The 17359-nt window shown below is 72.2% G+C and carries 14 protein-coding genes; all 14 read right to left on the reverse strand.

Annotated features, from left to right (window positions below):
• Positions 1 to 4: 4 nt before the first annotated feature.
• The 14 genes from OHT01_RS34080 to OHT01_RS34145 are packed head-to-tail and all read right to left on the reverse strand — an operon-like array spanning position 5 to position 17354.
• Positions 5 to 556 carry a dTDP-4-dehydrorhamnose 3,5-epimerase family protein gene (locus tag OHT01_RS34080; protein WP_328556949.1) on the reverse strand — a complete coding sequence of 184 codons (552 nt, stop codon included), beginning with the start codon at positions 554 to 556 and terminating at the stop codon, positions 5 to 7.
• The gene (locus OHT01_RS34085) at positions 553 to 1794 is read right to left on the reverse strand and encodes a polysaccharide pyruvyl transferase family protein (protein WP_328556950.1); all 1242 of its coding nucleotides are present in this window, start codon (positions 1792 to 1794) and stop codon (positions 553 to 555) included. The genes OHT01_RS34080 and OHT01_RS34085 overlap by 4 nt, the downstream gene beginning before the upstream one ends.
• Positions 1791 to 2738: a glycosyltransferase family 2 protein gene (locus OHT01_RS34090; RefSeq protein WP_328556951.1), complete on the reverse strand. Its 948-nt coding sequence runs from the start codon at positions 2736 to 2738 to the stop codon at positions 1791 to 1793. Before OHT01_RS34090 ends, OHT01_RS34085 begins: the two co-directional genes overlap by 4 nt.
• The gene (locus OHT01_RS34095; protein ID WP_328556952.1) at positions 2735 to 4045 is read right to left on the reverse strand and encodes a hypothetical protein; all 1311 of its coding nucleotides are present in this window, start codon (positions 4043 to 4045) and stop codon (positions 2735 to 2737) included. The genes OHT01_RS34090 and OHT01_RS34095 overlap by 4 nt, the downstream gene beginning before the upstream one ends.
• A gap of 5 nt (positions 4046 to 4050) precedes the next feature.
• The gene (locus OHT01_RS34100) at positions 4051 to 5325 is read right to left on the reverse strand and encodes a DUF4910 domain-containing protein (protein WP_443043478.1); all 1275 of its coding nucleotides are present in this window, start codon (positions 5323 to 5325) and stop codon (positions 4051 to 4053) included.
• Entirely contained in the window at positions 5322 to 6347 is a 1026-nt protein-coding gene (locus OHT01_RS34105) for an NAD-dependent epimerase/dehydratase family protein (RefSeq protein ID WP_328556954.1), read from the reverse strand. Before OHT01_RS34105 ends, OHT01_RS34100 begins: the two co-directional genes overlap by 4 nt.
• 3 nt (positions 6348 to 6350) lie before the next feature.
• Entirely contained in the window at positions 6351 to 6998 is a 648-nt protein-coding gene (locus tag OHT01_RS34110) for a PIG-L deacetylase family protein (RefSeq protein ID WP_328556955.1), read from the reverse strand.
• A complete protein-coding gene (locus tag OHT01_RS34115) occupies positions 6995 to 7822 on the reverse strand; it encodes a glucose-1-phosphate cytidylyltransferase (protein WP_328556956.1) in 828 nt (275 codons plus the stop codon). Before OHT01_RS34115 ends, OHT01_RS34110 begins: the two co-directional genes overlap by 4 nt.
• Positions 7819 to 9054, reverse strand: coding sequence for a class I SAM-dependent methyltransferase (locus OHT01_RS34120; RefSeq protein ID WP_328556957.1), 1236 nt, complete (start codon positions 9052 to 9054; stop codon positions 7819 to 7821). Before OHT01_RS34120 ends, OHT01_RS34115 begins: the two co-directional genes overlap by 4 nt.
• Positions 9055 to 10326, reverse strand: coding sequence for a glycosyltransferase (locus OHT01_RS34125; RefSeq protein WP_328556958.1), 1272 nt, complete (start codon positions 10324 to 10326; stop codon positions 9055 to 9057).
• A 2-nt stretch (positions 10327 to 10328) separates the two neighbouring features.
• Positions 10329 to 11633 (reverse strand): O-antigen ligase domain-containing protein, encoded by a 1305-nt coding sequence (locus OHT01_RS34130; protein ID WP_328556959.1) that lies wholly within the window; start codon positions 11631 to 11633, stop codon positions 10329 to 10331.
• Position 11634: 1 nt separating this feature from the next.
• Positions 11635 to 13167 (reverse strand): right-handed parallel beta-helix repeat-containing protein, encoded by a 1533-nt coding sequence (locus OHT01_RS34135; protein ID WP_328556960.1) that lies wholly within the window; start codon positions 13165 to 13167, stop codon positions 11635 to 11637.
• A gap of 9 nt (positions 13168 to 13176) precedes the next feature.
• The gene (locus tag OHT01_RS34140) at positions 13177 to 15144 is read right to left on the reverse strand and encodes an alginate lyase family protein (RefSeq protein WP_328556961.1); all 1968 of its coding nucleotides are present in this window, start codon (positions 15142 to 15144) and stop codon (positions 13177 to 13179) included.
• Positions 15141 to 17354: a bi-domain-containing oxidoreductase gene (locus tag OHT01_RS34145; protein ID WP_328556962.1), complete on the reverse strand. Its 2214-nt coding sequence runs from the start codon at positions 17352 to 17354 to the stop codon at positions 15141 to 15143. The genes OHT01_RS34140 and OHT01_RS34145 overlap by 4 nt, the downstream gene beginning before the upstream one ends.
• Between the last annotated feature and the right edge of the window lie 5 nt (positions 17355 to 17359).

The raw sequence follows: 17359 nt of genomic DNA on the forward strand, positions 1-17359 counted from the left end.
GACCTCAGCTTTCTCTGTGCTGCAGGACCTTGGCGAGGCTCGGCGCCTCCCGGTCCCGTTGGGACATCGAGGTGACCGGCAGCGGCCAGGGAATGGCGAGCTCCGGGTCGTCGAAGGCGATCGTCACGTCCTCGGCCGGATCGTGCGGACGGTCGATCTTGTACGAGGTGTCGGCGGTCGCGGTCAGCGCCTGGAAGCCGTGCGCGCACCCCGCCGGGATGTACAGGGTCGCCTGCGTCTCGCCGGACAACTCGAAGAAGGCCCGGTTGCGGTACGTCGGCGATTCGGGCCGAAGGTCCACGACGACGTCGAAGATCCTCCCGTACGAGCACCGCACCAGCTTGGCCTCGCCCGCGCCGGACCGCAGGTGCAGGCCGCGCAGCACGCCCCCGGCCGAGCGGGACAGGCTGTCCTGGATGAAGGCGTCCGGGTCGAGGCCCACCGAGCGGACCACGTCGGCGTCGAACGTGCGGCAGAAGAAGCCGCGTTCGTCGGCGTACGGCGTCGGCTCGAAGAGGTATGCGCCGGTGATCTCGGGGACTTCGGTCGCTTTCATGGAGCCTTCCGTGAGGTGGGGGCGTGGCCGGTCGCCGGGAACAGGGCCGCGGTCAAGGAGGCGAACTGGTGGTCGAGTCGCCGGGCGGCGGCCAGGTTCCGCTCGATGAGCGTCCGCCTCAGCTCGGCCGAACTCTTCTCCAGCGCACGGAACTGTTCGAGCAGCCGGTCCGCGTCGACCTCGCGCGCCGGGTGGCGGTAGGCGCCGAGGCCCATCTCCTCCATGAGCGAGTCGCTCTTCGCCGCGTAGCAGAGAGCGAGCACCGGCGTACCGGTCTTCAGCGCGCAGATCAGGTTGTGGTACCGGACCGCCACCACGGTGTCGGCAGCCGCCATCTCCTTCATCAGGTCGGTCAGCGAGGACGGCTCGGCGGCGGTGACCAGCGGCGAGTCCACCGCGCCGAGTATCGCGGCGACGACCGACGTGTCGCACTGGTCACCGGTGAGCAGCCGGACGGTCCTGCCCTCCTCGGCCAGCGTGCGGACGAACCGGGTCGTCCCGTCGAGGTAGCGCCGGTATATCTCGTCCGCCCGGGCGCGGTCGTCGTTGCCGCCGTGGAAGTCCATGACGCCGACGCAGACCGGGCCCGGTGGGGCCGACGGGTCCCAGGGCGCGCTCGTCGGCGGCGTCGGCAGGGAGAACGCGAGGTCCGGGTAGACCTCGTCGCGCGCGGTGTCCACGCCCATCGCCCGCATCGCTTCACGGGACTGCGCGTCCCGGTACGACCGGTACGCGGCCAGCCGCGCCGACCAGCGCACCAGGGCCCGGGTCGGCCGGTTCCCGATCGGCGCGGCCCCGACGCCGACCAGCGCCACCCGGGTGCGCAGCAGCCGGCCGCTCGCGCAGAGCAGGAACAGCGAGTACGGGAAGCCCCACGGCCGCAGCGGCAGGGTCGCCTCCAGGACGCCCATGCCCGGCACGATCACCACGTCGTGCCGGCGCACCCAGGAGGCGGTGCGGAAGACGTCGACGAGTTTGCCCAGCCCCTTCGCCGCGACAGCGCCCGCACGGGAAGCGGTCCGGTACTCCCCGCGGTACCAGTGCAGCCGCGTCGCGGGGATCCCGAACCGGGTCGTCACGGCCTCGGGTCCGCCGCACAGCGCGTCCACGACCACATCCGGGTGTTCGGCGCGGAGGTAGCCGAGCACGGCTTCGAGCGATCCGTCGTTGCCGAGGTTGCCGGAGCCGAGCAGGCCGAACACCCCGACACGCACCGGGGCCCCGTCGGCGGCCGTCATGTCCGCCGCCCGTCACGGCCCGCGACCAGCGCGTCGACGGAGACGGTGACCCGGCCCGGGTCGACCGGGGCGCGGTCCTCGACCCGCTCACCGGCGCCCGGCCGGACCCGGCTGGTCATCCACGCGGCCAGGTGGCGGTAGCACGCGCGCCGGTCGGCGGGGGACAGCGGCGCCCGCCGGATCGCCGCGACGAAACCCCACAGGTACTCGGCGAGCAGCCGGGGCGTCGGGTGCAGCGGGCCTGCCCGGCGCGGGTCCAGGTTGACGCACCGGGAGCGCTTGGAAGGGTTCGCCCGCTCGGCGCGCGTGGGGTGGTCGCGGCGGAAGTACAGCAGCTCCGGCACCTGGTGGAAGGCCCCGTGCAGGGTGATCTCGGCGACGAACGTACGGTCCGCGTGGTGGTAGCTGTCGAGCGGCTTCACCCGGCGCAGCATGTCGGCCCGCATCACCCCGTAGAAGTCGTCGCCACCCGGCTCGAACAGCAGACTGCGGAAGCGCTCCGGCGCGTTCGGGGAGTCGGTGGCGAGCGTGTACTCGTAGGGGACCTTCACCTTGCCGTCGCCGTCGATGACCGCCTGGCCGGTGTGCGCGAGGATCATCTCCGGCCGCTCGTCCAGCGCCTGGACGCAGCGCAGCAGCAGGTCCCGGCCGTACAGGTCGTCGTGCGAGGCCCACTTGAACAGCTCGCCGCGGGACTCGGCGAACACATGGTTGTGGTTCGGCGTGGCGCCGATGTTCCGGGGCAGCCGGAGGTACCGGATGCGTGAGTCCCGCGCGGCGTACTTGCGGCAGATCTCCTCGGTCCCGTCGGTCGAGGCGTTGTCGGAGACGACCAGCTCGAAGTCCTCGTAGGTCTGGCCGAGCAGGGCGTCGAACGACTCGGCCAGGTACTCCTCGCCGTTGTACACGGGCAGGCCGATGCTCAGCCTGGGTCGGGCGTTCATGAGGTCCTCACTTCGGGGATGGGAGCGCGGTGGCGCTCGTTCAGGGCGGACCGCAGTTGCAGCCACCACACGGCCGAGCCGCTGATGGTCGCGGCGGCGACGCCCCAGGCCGAGCCGGCCGTGCCGGCGACGGCCGCTCCGCCGAGGCCGCCGCCGATGTAGCAGGCGGAGGCGAACAACTGGCAGCGCAGGCTGCGCCGGGCCGCGCCGAGCGCGCGCAGCCCGGCCGCCGCGCCGGTGCCGAGGCCCGCTCCCGCGACGCTGAAGGTGATCTGCACGATGAGCTCCGAGGAGGAGTGCCAGACGTCGCCGAGCACCGCCTCGCCGAACCGGCCGGGCATCAGCAGCAGAGCCGCGCCCCAGAGCAGCGCGCCGGCGGCCTGGCCCCCGCCGAGGAGGAGGCAGAACCTGCCCAGTTGATGCGGGGCCTGCCGCAGCACCCGCGCCGCCTCCGGGACGGTGACCAGCGAGAGCCCCATGAGCACCGCCAGGAACGGGCCGAGCAGGAGCTCGGCGCCCCGCACCGCGCCCACCGCGCTCACCCCGACGATCGCCCCGAGGCCGTACGCCCGCAGCTGGCTCGCGCCGCTGAGGCTCACGTTCTCGACGAGGTACCGGTAGCCGAGATCGCGTTGTTCGCGCAGCCAGTCGCGCGCCTCGGTCGTCCGGGGCCGGATGCCGGACTGGATGTAGCCGTACCCCGCCGCCACCGTCGCGGACGCGCCCCAGGCGAGCACGAAAGCGGCCACGCTGCCCACCCTGGCCGCCACCACCAGGGCCGGGACGAGCGCGACCCCCCAGACGACGTCGTTGACGAACGCCTTCCGCCCGGCGCCGGCGGCGAAGAACGAGAACCGCCAGGCGTCCTGGAGCAGCAGCCCGGGCAGCATGATCCCCAGGGCGGCGAACGCCGGTCCCACGCGGCCGCCGAGGCCGAGCCCGGCCACGAGGCACACCGCGCCGAGGGCGGCCCCGACGCCGAGCGCGGTACCCGTCGACCGGCCCACCGCCCCGCGCCAGGACGTGTCCGGCACGCCGCTGAAGCGCACCACGAGCGGGTCGGTGGCCAACCCGCGGGAGACGTTGAGCACCACGCCGTACGTCACCCAGGCGAGGCTGAACACGCCGAACGCGGTCACTCCCAGCGAGCGGGCCACGTAGATGCCCACCGCGAAATTGCTCACGCTGGAGGCCGCCTGGTCGGCCAGTCCCCAGGACAGCCGGCCGACCATGGCCCGCTTGGCGGTCCGCAGGGTGGATCCGCCCGGGACCGCCGACGGCGTCGTCTTCTCCCCCTCGGTGGTCATCGGCCTCATGCCTTGATCAGTTCGGCGCCGCACAGGGCGTCGGCCGCGGCGGCGACGGTGTCGAACGGCAGCCCGGACCGCTCGGCGACGTCCAGCAGACTGTGCTCGCCGTCGGAGAGACTGAGCACCCAGAGCATCGCCAACTGGGCCTGCTTGGCGTCGCTGCGGCCGCCGAGCGAGTCGTACAGCCCGCGGCGGCCGAGCTGGGGCTCGCCGTAGGGGCTGAGGTTGACGTAGCTCCGGTTGCGGTCCAGGACGGCGAACGCCTCGCGGCACACGGCGAGCGTGTCCGCCATCGCCTCCGGGGTCACGAAGTCCGGGTTGTCCGCCGAGGTGTGGTACTCGGGGTACCCGGCGTACGGGGTCCGGCTGAGCGAGCCCACGCCGAGGTCGAACCCGGGCGAGCAGTACTGCCGCTCGTCGTACCCGTACGGGGTGAACTCGTTGACCTGGTGCGGGCGTTCGGAGGAGGCCAGCACGTGCCGCATCACCCGGTCGATCTCCGCGTCGCCGCGCCTGCTCTGCTTGTACGTCAGTTGGCCCGAGTCGCCCGCGCAGGCCAGCACCAGCCCGTGCTTGACCCGGTCCACCCGTTCCGCGTTGCGGGCCAGCCAGGTGATCGCCCCGATGGTGCCGGGCGCGTAGATGAACCGGTAGGTGTAGTAAGGCGTTTCCCGCGTCAGGGCGCGGGCCAGGAACGTCGCCACCGCGATGCCGGCCAGGTTGTCGTTGGCCAGCGACGGGTGGCAGACATGGCAGGAGACGATCACCTCGTCGGCGACCTGCCCGGGGACCACGTGCTCGGCGTAGGTGAGATGGCCGTCGGCGAGGGTGGAGTCGACGCGCACCTCGTACTCGCCGTCCGGCAGGGCGTCCAGGGTCTCCTGGGCCAGGCAGAACCCCCATTCCGGCTTGTAGTAACTGGTGCGGTACGGAACCCAGTTCGGGTGGTCGGGCAGGGTGTACAGGTGCTCGCGCAGCTCGGACAGCGGCATGGTCGCCGACACCGGCACGCTGTAGCCGAGCACGTGCAGGCTGGACGCGGCGAAGTCGACGACCCGGTTGCCCGCGGGGTCGGCGATGTACGCGTCCCGGATGTTCCACTCCTGGGGCACCGTCCAGTCGAGCACCTGGGTCCCCGTCGGCACCTCGTGCGTCTGCAGCGGGACGTACTCGCCGACGATGTCCAGGGTGGCGCGCACACCGTCTCCGGTGATGCTCCGGCACAGCGGGTACATCCGCTCCACCAGCGCGTGCATCTCCTGGCCCGCCGTGCTCATCGGCGCCACCGCAGGGTGTCGTCGACGGTGCCGGCGTCGGACGCCGCGCGCAGCACGGCAAGCCGGGTGAAGCGCTGCTCGAAGCTCTCCCGGGTCAGCCCGTGCTTCCGGTAGGCGTCGGCGAGTTCGAGCGCGCCCTGCTTCACCGTCCACTCGCAGTCGAAGCCGGGAACCGCGGCGCGGAACCGGGAGAAGTCAACCCTGTACGAACGAGGATCGGCACCGTTCTCCCCGGTGATCACCACCTTCGAGCCGGACACCGCCTCGGCGACCTGCTCGGCGATCTCGGCGACCGTGACGTTGTTGATCTCGCTGCCGATGTTGAACTCCCGGTCGTGCACCGCCTCGCGCGGAGCGGTCAGCGCGGCCGTGAAGGCCCGTGCGATGTCGGCGGCGTGCACCAGCGGGCGCCAGGGGGTGCCGTCGGAGAGCACGAGGACCTCGCCGGACAGCAGGGCGTGCCCCACCAGGTTGTTCAGCACGATGTCGGCGCGCAGCCGGGGCGAGTAGCCGAAGGCGGTGGCGTTGCGCATATATACCGGGCTGAAGTCGCCGTCTGCGAGCGATTGCAGGTCTTCCTCCACCCGCACCTTGGATTCCGCGTACGGCGTCACCGGGCACAGCGGGGCGTCCTCGGTCACCAGGTCGTCACCGCCGGCGGCGCCGTAGACGGAGCAGGTCGACGCGTACAGGAAGCGCCGCACCCCGGCGTCGCGGGCCAGCCGTGCCAGCCGCACGGAGGCGTGGTGGTTGATGTCGTAGGTGAGGTCCGGCGCCAGCGATCCCAGCGGGTCGTTGGACAGCGCGGCCAGGTGGATCACGGCGTCCACACCGGCCACGTGCTCGGCCGTGACGTCGCGCAGGTCCACCCGCGGTCCCGGCGGGTCGGCGGGCGTCGGGCCCAGCACGCAGTCGGCGAACAGGCCGGAGTCGAGACCGACGACCTCGTGCCCGGCGGCCGCGAGGATCGGGGCCATCACGGTGCCCAGATAGCCCTGGTGTCCGGTCAGCAGTACGCGCAAGGTTCATTCCCCCAGGTCGAGAGTGAGTTTGGTGATGTCGAACGCCTCGGCGTAGCGCGTGTGGCATTCGATGCCGCGGATCCGTGCGAGGCCGAGGAAGGCCTCCCGGTCGAACCAGGGCCTGTGCCGCTGCGAGGGGTAGTGCTCCTGCAGCAGCCGCACCTTCTGTTCGGCGGTCTCCGGCGACAGCGGCTGGTACGCAGCCGGACGGCCGAGATCGCCGTCCCACTTGACGATCTCGTAGCCGAGCACGAGGTGGTCGCGGAACGCGGTGGGCAGCAGCTTCGCCAGGCTCCGGTGATCCTGGTGGGCGTCCTCCGTGCGCGGGCCGAGGACGAGATCCGGCTCCGTCCGGGCGCGCAGTTCCTCGACCGCGCCCTTGGCCTCCTCCCAGTGCGCGGGCATCCGGCCGTCCGGCAGCTTGAGCACGGTCAGCCGAAGATCGGCGCCCGGGCAGAACGCGGCGAGCGCGGCCCGTTCCTCCTGCTCGCGCTCGCCGCCACCGCCGGAGAGCACGAGTGCGTCGACGCGGACACCCGGTCGCGCGAGGCACAGCGTCAGCAGCGTGCCGCCGGCGCCGATGGCGATGTCGTCGCAGTGCGCGCCCACCGCGACGATCCGGTCCAGGCGCCCTGCGCCGAGCCGGATCACGCCGTCGCTCCGGCGCCGTTCCTGCCGCCGGTCGCGCTCGCCCCCGCGCCGTCCCGTTCCCACACGGCCCACGGGCGGTCGCCCCGGGTGTAGGCGTCGTCGAGCGCCGCCCGCTCCTTCACGGTGTCGGTCGGCTTCCAGAAGCCGCGGTGCTGATGCGCCACCAGCCGTCCGCGCTTGGCCAGTTGGGCACATCCGTCGGCGACCAGGTCCCCGTTCTCCGGTATGTGGTCGAAGACCTCCTGGCGGAGCACGAAGTAGCCGCCGTTCTCCCACAGCGGCATGTCGCTCACCGCGGTGATGCCCCCCACCAGACCGTCCTCGCCCAGGTCCACGCAGTGGAACGACGACTGCGGCGGCACCACCATCATCGACGCACCGGCGTCGCGCCGGGCGAACCGGTCGATCATCTCCGGCAGCGGGGCGTCGGTGAGCACGTCGGCGTAGTTCGCGAGGAACATCTCGTCGCCGTCCAGATGGTGCCGCACCCGGCGCAGCCGCTCCCCGATCGGCGACTCGACACCGGTCTGCGCGAAGGTGATCGTCCAGTCGGCGATGTCGGTGGACAGCAGCTCGGTCCGCCCGCCGCGCAGCACGAAGTCGTTGGACGTCGTCTCCTCGTAGTTGAGGAAGAAGTCCTTGATGTGGTGTGCCCCGTACCCGAGGCACAGGATGAACTCCGTGTGCCCGAAGTGCGCGTAGTAGCGCATGACATGCCAGATCAGCGGCCGCGGGCCGACCATCGCCATCGGTTTGGGCACGTCGTCGGAGGTTCCGTTGCGCATACGCATCCCGTAACCGCCGCAGAACAGAACGACCTTCACGACTTGACCTCGACAATGCTCAGTTCCGGGATGGGGAAGACCAGCCGGCCGCCCCACTCGTGCACGAAGGACAGCTGCTCGACCAGCTCGTCCCGCAGGTTCCACGGGAGGACGAGGACGTAGTCCGGTCTGTCGGCGGCTATCCGCTCGGGCGGCAGGATCGGGATGCGGGTGCCCGGGGTGAACCTGCCGTGCTTGTAGGGGTTGCGGTCGACCGTGTACGCGAGCAGGTCGGGCCGGATGCCGCAGTGGTTGAGCAGCGTGTTGCCCTTGCCCGGGGCGCCGTAGCCGACGACCGTCTCGCCGCGTTCGGCCGCGTCGATGAGGAACCGCAGCAGGTCCCGGCGCACCTTGGCCACCCGGGCGGAGAACTCGGTGTACCCGGACAGCTCCTGCAGCCCGGCGGCCTTCTCCCGGTCCAGTACCTCGGCCACCCGTCCGCTCGGCTCCCCGGCGACCTCGGCGGGCCGGGCCCACAGCCGGATGGAGCCGCCGTGCGTGGGCAGCAACTCGACGTCCACGAGCGTGAGTCCGCCGCTCGCCAGCGCCCGGGCCGCGGACGCGACCGTGTAGTACTGGAAGTGCTCGTGGTAGATCGTGTCGTACTGGTTCTCCTCGATCAGGGTCAGCAGGTGCTGCACCTCGATGGAGACCCAGCCGTCGTCGGCGACCAGGGCACGCAGCCCCTGCGTGAACCCGACCACGTCGGGGATGTGCGCGTACACGTTGTTGGCCACGACCAGGTCCGCCGGACCGTGCTCGGCGCGGACGGCCGAGCCGGTGTCCGGGGACAGGAACTCCGTGAGCGTGGGCACACCCGCGTCCCGCGCCGAGGCGCCGACGTTCACCGACGGTTCGATGCCCAGGCAGCGGATCCCCCGGTCCACCACATGCCTCAGCAGGTACCCGTCGTTGCTCGCGACCTCGACCACGAAGGCGTCGGAGCCCAGCCCCAGCCGCCGTTCGGCGTCGGCCACGAACGTGCGCGCGTGCTCCACCCAGGAGGTCGAGAAGGAGGAGAAGTACGCGTACTCGCTGAACGTCTCCTCCGGCGTGATCAGCGGTGGGATCTGCGCGAGCCAGCAGTCCGTGCAGACCCGCAGGTGCAGCGGGTACGCCGGTTCCGGCCTGTCCAGTTGGTCCGCGGCGAGAAAGCTCTCGCACGGCGGGGTCGCCCCCAGGTCGACGACGCTCACCAGAGCCGCCGAGCCGCAGAGTCGGCATCGTGTCATCTACTTCCCCCCATCCCGCTCGCGCGGCAGTCCCCGCAGCGAGCCAGTGCTGTTGTCCCCCGACGGCGACGGGCTGTCCCCGCCGCCCGACCGACCCGCGATCGCGGTGCGGTACCCCTCCACCAGGCGTTCGAGGCCGACGGCAGGGCTGAACCCCTGCTCGTAACGGCGCCGGGCCGCCCGGCCCATCTCCCGGTTGCGGTCCTTCTCGACCGCGATCCGGCGTATGCGGGACGCGAGCGACGCGGACTCGCCCGGCCGGTGCAGCAGCCCGGTCACCCCGTCCTCGACGAGTTCGACGAAGGCGCCGTGTCCGGCGGCGACGACCGGGACCCCCGCCGCCATCGCCTCCACGACCACCAGGCCGAACGCCTCCAGCCACGTGGAGGGAGCCACCACGGCGAGCGACCGCGCGATGGTCTGCCGGCACTCTGCCGTGTCGTAGAGCCCGACGTACCGGACGTCCTCCCGGCCCGCCGCCCAGGCGGTCACCTCCGGCTCCAGCGGCCCCGTACCGGCGATCACGAGCGGGACGCCCACCCCGCCGTCGGCGGCCAGTTCGTCCCACGCGGCCATGAGCAGCCGCACGCCCTTGGCCTCCGCGAGGCGGCCGAGATAGAGCACGTGCTCACCGGCGCCCGTCCGGCGGACGCCCGGCTCGGGCACGAAGTTGTGCTTCACCGCCAGCCGCTCCGGCGGCATCCCCGACCGCACCAGCACCTCGCGCTGCGCCGCGGAGATGCAGAAGAACCGCTCCACGCCGGACCACCACCGCCGCCGGTTGACCGACAGGCTGACCGCGAGCGGCACCGTCGCCAGCCGGGAGCCGCGGTAGCAGCCGTGCCGGACGGCGGGCAACGGCGTGGAACCGACGCACTCGGTGCACGGCCGGCCGTCCCGCTGAAGCGTGCCGGGCGGGCAGACCTGGGTGTAGTTGTGCAGCGTGGCGACGGCGGGTACGCCGGCGTCGGCGCAGGCGGCCAGCACCGCCGGCGACAGGAGCGGGAAGACGTTGTGGATGTGCACCACGTCCGGCCGCCGCGTGCGCAGCGTGGCGGCCAGCTCCGCGCGGACCGCCGGGTTCCACGGCACGAGCAGCGGTATCGCGGCCTTGCCCAGCAGGGACCGGGCGGCGATGTCGTCGCTGCGCCGCTCGAACACCTCGACCCGGTGGCCGGCCCCGCGCAGCAGCTCCACCTCCTGGTCGACGACCTTGTTCTCCCCGCTCGGCTGCGCCGAGGCGTAGCGGTTGTGCACCACGAGGACGTGCATGCTCAGGTCACCTCCGATCTCTGGGCCCATCGCGGGACGCGTCTTCGAGGGACTGCGGGCACCGGAAGGGGAGCGGCCGCGGCAGGTGCCGCCAGCAGCGAGGCGGCCAGGGCCAGATGCAGCAGATACGGCGAGGCGTCGCCCAGCCCGGCCTCGGTGTACGAGGCGATCGCGCAGTAGCTGATCAGGAAGATCGCGCAGGCCCTCGACAGCGACGGCGGACGCAGCAGCGCCACACCGCCCAGCACGATGATGATCGCCGCCACCAGGGCGACGCCGGTCACACCCTGCTCGTTGTAGACGGCCAGCCAGCTGTTGTCGATCGGCAGCCCGCCGAACGACTTGTCGCCCAGGCCCGCGCCGAACAGGTACTCGGTGGTGGTCCGGGGTGCCGCCAGCAGGGCGGCCCAGACCTTGGCCCGCCCGGTGAGGCTGGAGAAGTTCTCCTGGCTCTGCCCGCGCAGGAACCACGCCTGCAGCGCGGAGGCGAACCCCACCGCGGCCACGGCGGCGCACACCACCGCCCAGGCGAAGAACCGGCGGGCGGCGGCGCTGGTCAGGACGAGCGAGCCGATGGCCAGCGCCAGCCCGAGGAGCAGGCCGAGCGTGGCCGTCCGGGTATGGGTCAGCGCGAGCAGGACGAGTGACGGCACGATGATCACCACCGCACTGGCCCGGTCGGTCCGGCGCCCCAGTACCAGCAGCACGGTGAGCCCGATGATCACCGCCGCGTACTGTCCGATCTGCGGCGGGGTGAGCGGCCACAGCGCGCCGACCAGCCGCCCGCCGTAGAGGTCGGGCAGCGCCGCGCCCGGTGAGACGACCAGGCCGGCGGCCACCGACCCGAGCACCGCGAAGTACATCCGGATGTGATGCCGCACGAACGTCAGGCCGCCGTCCCACCAGCGGCTGAGCAGCCACAGCGTGCCGACGAAGAGCGCCAGCCGGGCGCAGCGGAACAGCGCGCCGAAACCGGACTCCAGGTTCGCGCTGGAGATCACGCTCAGCACCAGGAGCAAGGTGAGCAGGAAGACGAAGGAGCTGGCCCGGATGCGCAGCCGGACGTTGACCGCGAGCGCCAGCGCGAACGCGGCGACCAGCGCGCCCATGGTGACCATCTGGATGAGGGAGCGGGGCAGCGGGACGATGGTCTTCGCCCCGGCGGAGCCGAGCGTGTTGAGGATCAGCAGCCCCCAGACGAGCCCGGCGACCTTCGGTGTGCCGCCGGGGCGCGGTTCGGCGCCCGGCCGCGTGTCCGCCGTGTCCGTCCCGCCCGTCGGCCCGCCGCGCAGCGGGTTTCCGTCCATCTCAACCACCGTCCCGGGGGTCGAGGGTGCTGCCGGTGTCCTGCTTCTCGGGCGTCGACTGCCACTGCCCGAAGTCGAGCACCCGGCTCGGGTCGTGGGCGACGAACTTCCACGGTCCGACGTAGACGTTGTCGTGCCAGCGATTGTGCTGTTTGTAGGTGATCGCGTCGGCGACCCGCTTGCCCTGGTAAGGCGACCAGTCCGGATAGGTGCCGTAGTTGGCCAGCACCGCCATCCGGTCGCACTTCACCGTGCAGTCGACGACGGACTTGTCCAGCACGAAGCGGTTGTCGTGGATGTCCACCCGCTGGGTCTTCCACCGGCAGTCGGAGTAGAGCGGTGCCGTGGCGATCGCCGGCTTCGCGCAGCGGTGGGTGTCCCGCACCAGCAAGGTGCAGTCACCGGACGAGGTGTTGGCCGGACTGTTGCAGAACCGGTCGGCGTTCTCCCAGAGGGTGATCCCGGACCAGTTGTCCTCCAGCACGTTCCGAGAGATCTCGATCTTGTCGGTGCGGGCCCTGACCCGGGGTTCGCCGCCGGACTCGGACAGGTAGATGGTCGCGTACGGGAAGGTGTCTCCGCGGTCGGCCTCCCTGCGGCCCTCGACCCAGTTGTTCCGCCGGATCAGGTTGTTCCTGATGACGGCGTTGTAGCTGGTCTCGTAGATCAGCGCGGCACCGTCGTTGGCCTCCAGCACGTTGTTCTCGATGCGGAAGTCGTTGTTGTCGGTGTCCGCCCACAGTCCGGTTCCACGGTTGTCGTGCACCCAGTTGCCGCTCACGTCGGCGCCGTCGACGGCCCAGAACTTGATGCCTCCGGTGCAGCCGCAGCCCTCCCGCCGCCGCTCCCAGTCGCCGGTGTTGTTGCCCACGATCTCGTTGCCCTCGACCACCAGGCCGGTGATACGGCCGGTTCCCTTGTACGCGTTCATGCCGTACTGGCCGTTGTCGCGCAGGCAACTGGCGCGGACCTGCTGCCGGGCACCGGCCATCAGCCCGGCGCCGGAGTTGTTCTGGATCGTCGCGTTCTCGATCAGCCACCCGTCGGCCGAGTCATGGTTGACCACGCCCTCGTCGGGCGGCGCCACGAACCGCTGCACGGTCAGGTAGCGGATGGTGACGTCGCGGGCGCTGCCGCCGAACGCGTACTGGTTCTTCTTCCGGCCGTCGAGCACCGCGCCCGGCGCACCGAGGTAGCGGTCGCCCTTCTTCGGGATGACCTGGGCGTAGCGGTCCGGTTCGAGCCGGTGCTTGCCCGGCCGAAGCCAGAACGTGGTGTGCGGGGGGCTGTTCTTGGTCTTCGCCGCCAGGTCACCGACCACCGCGGGGTCGACCGTCACCGCGCCCGCCGGTGCCTTCGCCGGCCCGGCCGCGGGCTCGGCGCACACCCGGGCCACGGACCGGGCCGCGGTCGTGGAGGGCGCGGCCTTCGGCTCCGCCCCGGCGCCCGGTGTGCTCTCACAGCCGGTCGCCGTCAGCAGGGCCAGCGCCAGCGGTGCCGCCGCCCACGCCCGGTTCCGCCTCTTGATCCCCACGCGCCCCCCCTAGCCGTGGAACCTGAGTACGGTGGTGAACCCCTGCGCGCCGTCGGCGAAGCCCGTGCCGATCAGCGTCGTGGCGGGTTCCTTGCGCCCGAAGCCGGCGGAGTACCAGCCCAGCGGCGGGTCACTCTCGCCGCGATGCGCCACCCAGCTCAGCTCCCCGGGCAGGTCGAGCAGCGCGGAACGGTCCTCGCCGTCCCGGGTCCAGGTGAGCAGGGCCCGGTCGCCCGTCAGGTCCGCGGCGATCGCCGGTCCGAGGTGGAACGCCAGTTCCACGGCCCGGCGCGGGCCGCGCACCTCGTCGACCACCCGCAGCTCCTGGCTCGCGGCCGTCAGCTCCACCCGGCGGCGGTGCACGGAGGACTGGTAGCCGTCGTGCTCGGCACACCAGCGGGCCGTCCCCCCGGCGGAGGCCTCGGACGTGTCCGCGGCCAGGACGCGGCTCACGGCATGCCGGGTCCACAGGAACGGGCCGCCGGAGACGGACTGGTCGGCGCCGTCCAGTCGCAGGGTGTTGTGGCCGAGGGTCGACCGGAAGTACTGCCGCCACTCGGGTTGTCCGTGGTAGCAGTACGTCCCGGGGTCGGCGAGCACGTCGACCCCGTCGTGCCGTACCTCCACGGACAGCGCGTCCGCGTGGCCGTGCGCGGCGATGGAGAGGAAGCCGTGCGGACCGCCGTCGCAGCGGCACCAGATCTCCGCCGGGCCGCGCAGGATGGTCATGCCCGCGTCCGCGAAATGGTCCGGTCGGCTCGCCGGGCGGGTCACGGCCGGTGCGGTTCCCTTCTCCGGGTACGGCCGGACGAGCGCGGCCAGCAGCGGGGTGCGCACGTCGGTGCCGGTCACCGTCGGCCACCAGGCCAGTCGGCCGAACACGGCGTCCCCGGTGGCCAGCAGCGAGGCCCAGCGGTCGGTGCCCTCGCCGTCCACGACCAGGCCGTGCCCGTCGTCCGCGTCCCCCTGGCGCGGCGGCCGCAGCCGGTTGTCCACGACGGCCGCGAGCGCGTCGGTCATCCGCAGCAGGACCAGCCGGATCGACTCGGGGACCGGCACGCCGGCGGCGTCCGCCTCGGCCACCGCGGCCAGGCCGAGCTCCAGCACCAGACCGTGGTACTCGGTGGCCAGCTCGCGGTTGAGGCCGGATTCGAAGGTGTTGGCGCGCAGATGCCGCTCCAGCGACCGCAGCGCGTCGGCCCGCCAACGCGCCGAGGAGGGGAACCACCCGAACGCGCAGGCCGCGGCGAACTGCCCGGCGGCCTCGGCGATGACGTGGTTGTTCGCCGAGGACCCCCGGCTGGGGAACGCGGCCAGCCAGCGCTGGTGGTGCCAGATCTGGCTCAGCGCCACCGGGTTGTCCTCGAACAGCCCGGCCGCGCCCGGCCAGCCGTCGAGCAGCCGGCGGATCCACACCCAGGACAGCAGCCGGATGCCCAGCTCGATGCCGCTGATCCAGTGCACGCCGCGCAGCGGTGCGTTGGCCCTCCACCAGGACCGCAGGTGTCCGGCCACTCGCTCGGCGTACCGCTCCTCCCCGGTGATCGCGTAGGCGGCGGCGAGCACGGTGAGGTACTGATGCCGGGACAGCTCCCAGATCTGCTTGATGTCCCCGACCGCGTCCTCGTTCCGGTACGGCACGTCGAAGGCGTAGCCCCACGGGGCCCGGCGCCCGGTCTTCGGGTCGCACCACCAGTCCGGGTCGTCGAGATCGTCGCGGACCACCCCGAAGTACTCGGCGTGCCCGTCCATCAGCCGGTCCGCCTCGGTGATGAGACGCTTCGCGGCGTCCGGAGGTATCGCGGCGATCGTCCCGGCGGGCAGTACCGCGGTGAACCGGGCGCCGGTCACGGCCGGGCAGTCGGGCCGCGCCGACCGCCACCGCCGTCTGCGCACCGCGTCACCCGCCCGGCCGCCGATCTCCCCCGGCCCCATCCGGGACAGCCGCCGCAGGTACCAGCCCGCGCTCATGGTCATCGTGCCCTCGCCAGCGTCACCGGCGCGCCACCGGCCAGGCCGGCCTGCACGGCGAGGGTGGCCGCCGTCGTGGCGACCAGCGACTCCAGCGGCACCGGCATCGGCCCTCCGGTACGTACTGCCTTGACGAACGCGGCCAGTTCGGCGGACTGGCCCTTGTCGCGGGCCTTGGGCAGCCGCGAACTGACCCACCGCTTACGGCCGGCCGTGCCGTCGGAATACACCGAGGCACGGACGAAGTCGTCGAGCCGCAGCACCTTGCCGTCCGCGACCAGGTCCAGCGTCTCCTTGGGGAATCCGGCAGCGCCGTTGGTGACGTAGCTGATGGAGGCGGTGGATCCGTCCGGATAGCGCAGCAGGACCTGAAGGTCCTCGTTGCCGGACGGGGCGACCGCGTACACCGAGACCGGGTCGGCGTCCAGAAGCCAGCTCGCCGTGTCGATGAAGTGGCCGCCCTCGCCGGCGAACCGCGAGCCCTCGGTGCCCTGTTGGAGGTACCAGCTGCCGTGTCCGAGGTGGCCCGCGTTGACCAGGTAGCGGAGGCTCGCCGGCCCGGTCCGGGTACCGAACCGCTTCCCGGCCTCCTGCAGCACCGGCGCGAACCGGCGGTTGAAGCCCACCTGCAGCCGGTCGTTGCCGGACTCCTCCACCGCCGCGAGCACACCGGCCAGTTCGTCCTCGGTGAGCGCCAGCGGCTTCTCCACGAACACCGTCTTGCCGGCCAGCAGGGCCCTGCGGGTCAGTTCGGCGTGCGAGCTGTGCCGGGTGACGACGAACACGGCGTCGATGGAGTCGTCGCCGAGCACGGCGTCGAGATCGGTGGTCGCTTCGGCGAAGCCGAACTTCCGCTGCGCGTTGGCCGCGGACAGCGCCGTCGTGGTGACGACCGTGGACAACTCGACGCCGTCGCGCTGTGCCAGGTGCGGCAGCAGCATCGACGTCGCGTAGTTCCCCGCGCCGACGAACGCCAGCCGGACCGGCGCGGCGGCGGACCGGGCCGGGGCGGACGCTCCCGCGCCGCGCCGCACCGCGGGCACGGCCATCGCCGGGGCTGCCGTTTCCCCCGCTTCCTCCGAGTCCTCCTTCTGCTCGGGGTACCGGAACAGCACGGCCACGGCCTTCAGATCCCCGTCCTTCAGGCGCCGGTACGTCTCGACGGCGTCGTCGAAGTCGGCGATGTGGGAGACCAGCGGTTCCACGTCGACGCTGCCGCGGGCGAGGAGATCGAGGAAGCACGCCAGGTTGCGGCGCTCGGTCCAGCGCACGTAGCCGATCGGGTAGTCCCGGCCTTCGAGCTCGTACTCCGGGTCGTAGCGCCCGGGGCCGTACGAGCGGGAGAACCGGACGTCGAGCTCCTTCTCGTAGTACGCGTTCCACGGCAGGTCCAGGCGGCACTTGCCGATGTCGACGACCCGGCCGCGGTCCCGGCAGAGCCTGGCGGCCAGCTCGACGGGCTGGTTGCTGCCGCCGCCGGCGGCCAGGTACACCTGGTCCACGCCGTGACCGCCGGTGAGTTCGGCGACGGCGGCTTCCACGGCCGCGGAGGCGGGATCGCCGCAGGCCGCGGCGCCCAGTCGCTCGGCGAGTGCGCAGCGCGCCGGGTCGGGGTCGGCCCCGACGACGCGGACCCCCGAGGCGACGAGGAGCTGCACCACGAGCTGCCCGATCAGCCCGAGGCCGACGACCAGTGCCACCTCGCCGAGCTGCGGCTCGCCCTGGCGGACGCCCTGCATCGCGATCGACCCGACGGTGCCGAAGGCCGCGTGCCGCGGCGCGAGACCGTCCGGCACCGGGGCGTAGAGGTTCTTCGGCACCCAGTTCAGCTCGGCGTGCAGCGCGTGCTCGTTGCCGGCGCAGGCCACGAGGTCGCCGACCTTCACGTCGTCGATCCCGGCGCCGACCTGCTCGACCACCCCGCACAGGGAGTAGCCCAGCGGCGTGTAGGAGTCCAGCTTGCCCATCACCTTGCGGTAGGTGGCGGGCACCCCGTTGGTGGCCACGCTCTGCATGACCTTGGCCACCTGGTCCGGCCGGGAGCGGGCCTTGCCCAGCATCGACATCCCGGCCTCGGACACCTTCATGAGCTCGGTCCCCGTGGAGATCAGCGAGTAGGCGCTGCGGACCAGTACACCGCCCGGCTTGCACCCCGGCACCGGCACGTCGAGTACCGCCAGCTCGCCGCTCTTGTAGTTCTGTACAACCTGCTTCACCCGAA

The organism is Streptomyces sp. NBC_00358 (assembly GCF_036099295.1).
In the GTDB taxonomy this organism is placed as follows: domain Bacteria; phylum Actinomycetota; class Actinomycetes; order Streptomycetales; family Streptomycetaceae; genus Streptomyces.

Coding starts and splice junctions, on each gene's coding strand:
- OHT01_RS34125 (WP_328556958.1), bottom strand. CDS start 10,326: ATGCACGTCCTCGTGGTGCACAACCGCTACGCCTCGGCGCAGCCGAGC.
- OHT01_RS34130 (WP_328556959.1), bottom strand. CDS start 11,633: ATGGACGGAAACCCGCTGCGCGGCGGGCCGACGGGCGGGACGGACACG.
- OHT01_RS34085 (WP_328556950.1), bottom strand. CDS start 1,794: ATGACGGCCGCCGACGGGGCCCCGGTGCGTGTCGGGGTGTTCGGCCTG.
- OHT01_RS34140 (WP_328556961.1), bottom strand. CDS start 15,144: ATGACCATGAGCGCGGGCTGGTACCTGCGGCGGCTGTCCCGGATGGGG.
- OHT01_RS34080 (WP_328556949.1), bottom strand. CDS start 556: ATGAAAGCGACCGAAGTCCCCGAGATCACCGGCGCATACCTCTTCGAG.
- OHT01_RS34095 (WP_328556952.1), bottom strand. CDS start 4,045: ATGACCACCGAGGGGGAGAAGACGACGCCGTCGGCGGTCCCGGGCGGA.
- OHT01_RS34090 (WP_328556951.1), bottom strand. CDS start 2,738: ATGAACGCCCGACCCAGGCTGAGCATCGGCCTGCCCGTGTACAACGGC.
- OHT01_RS34100 (WP_443043478.1), bottom strand. CDS start 5,325: ATGAGCACGGCGGGCCAGGAGATGCACGCGCTGGTGGAGCGGATGTAC.
- OHT01_RS34120 (WP_328556957.1), bottom strand. CDS start 9,054: ATGACACGATGCCGACTCTGCGGCTCGGCGGCTCTGGTGAGCGTCGTC.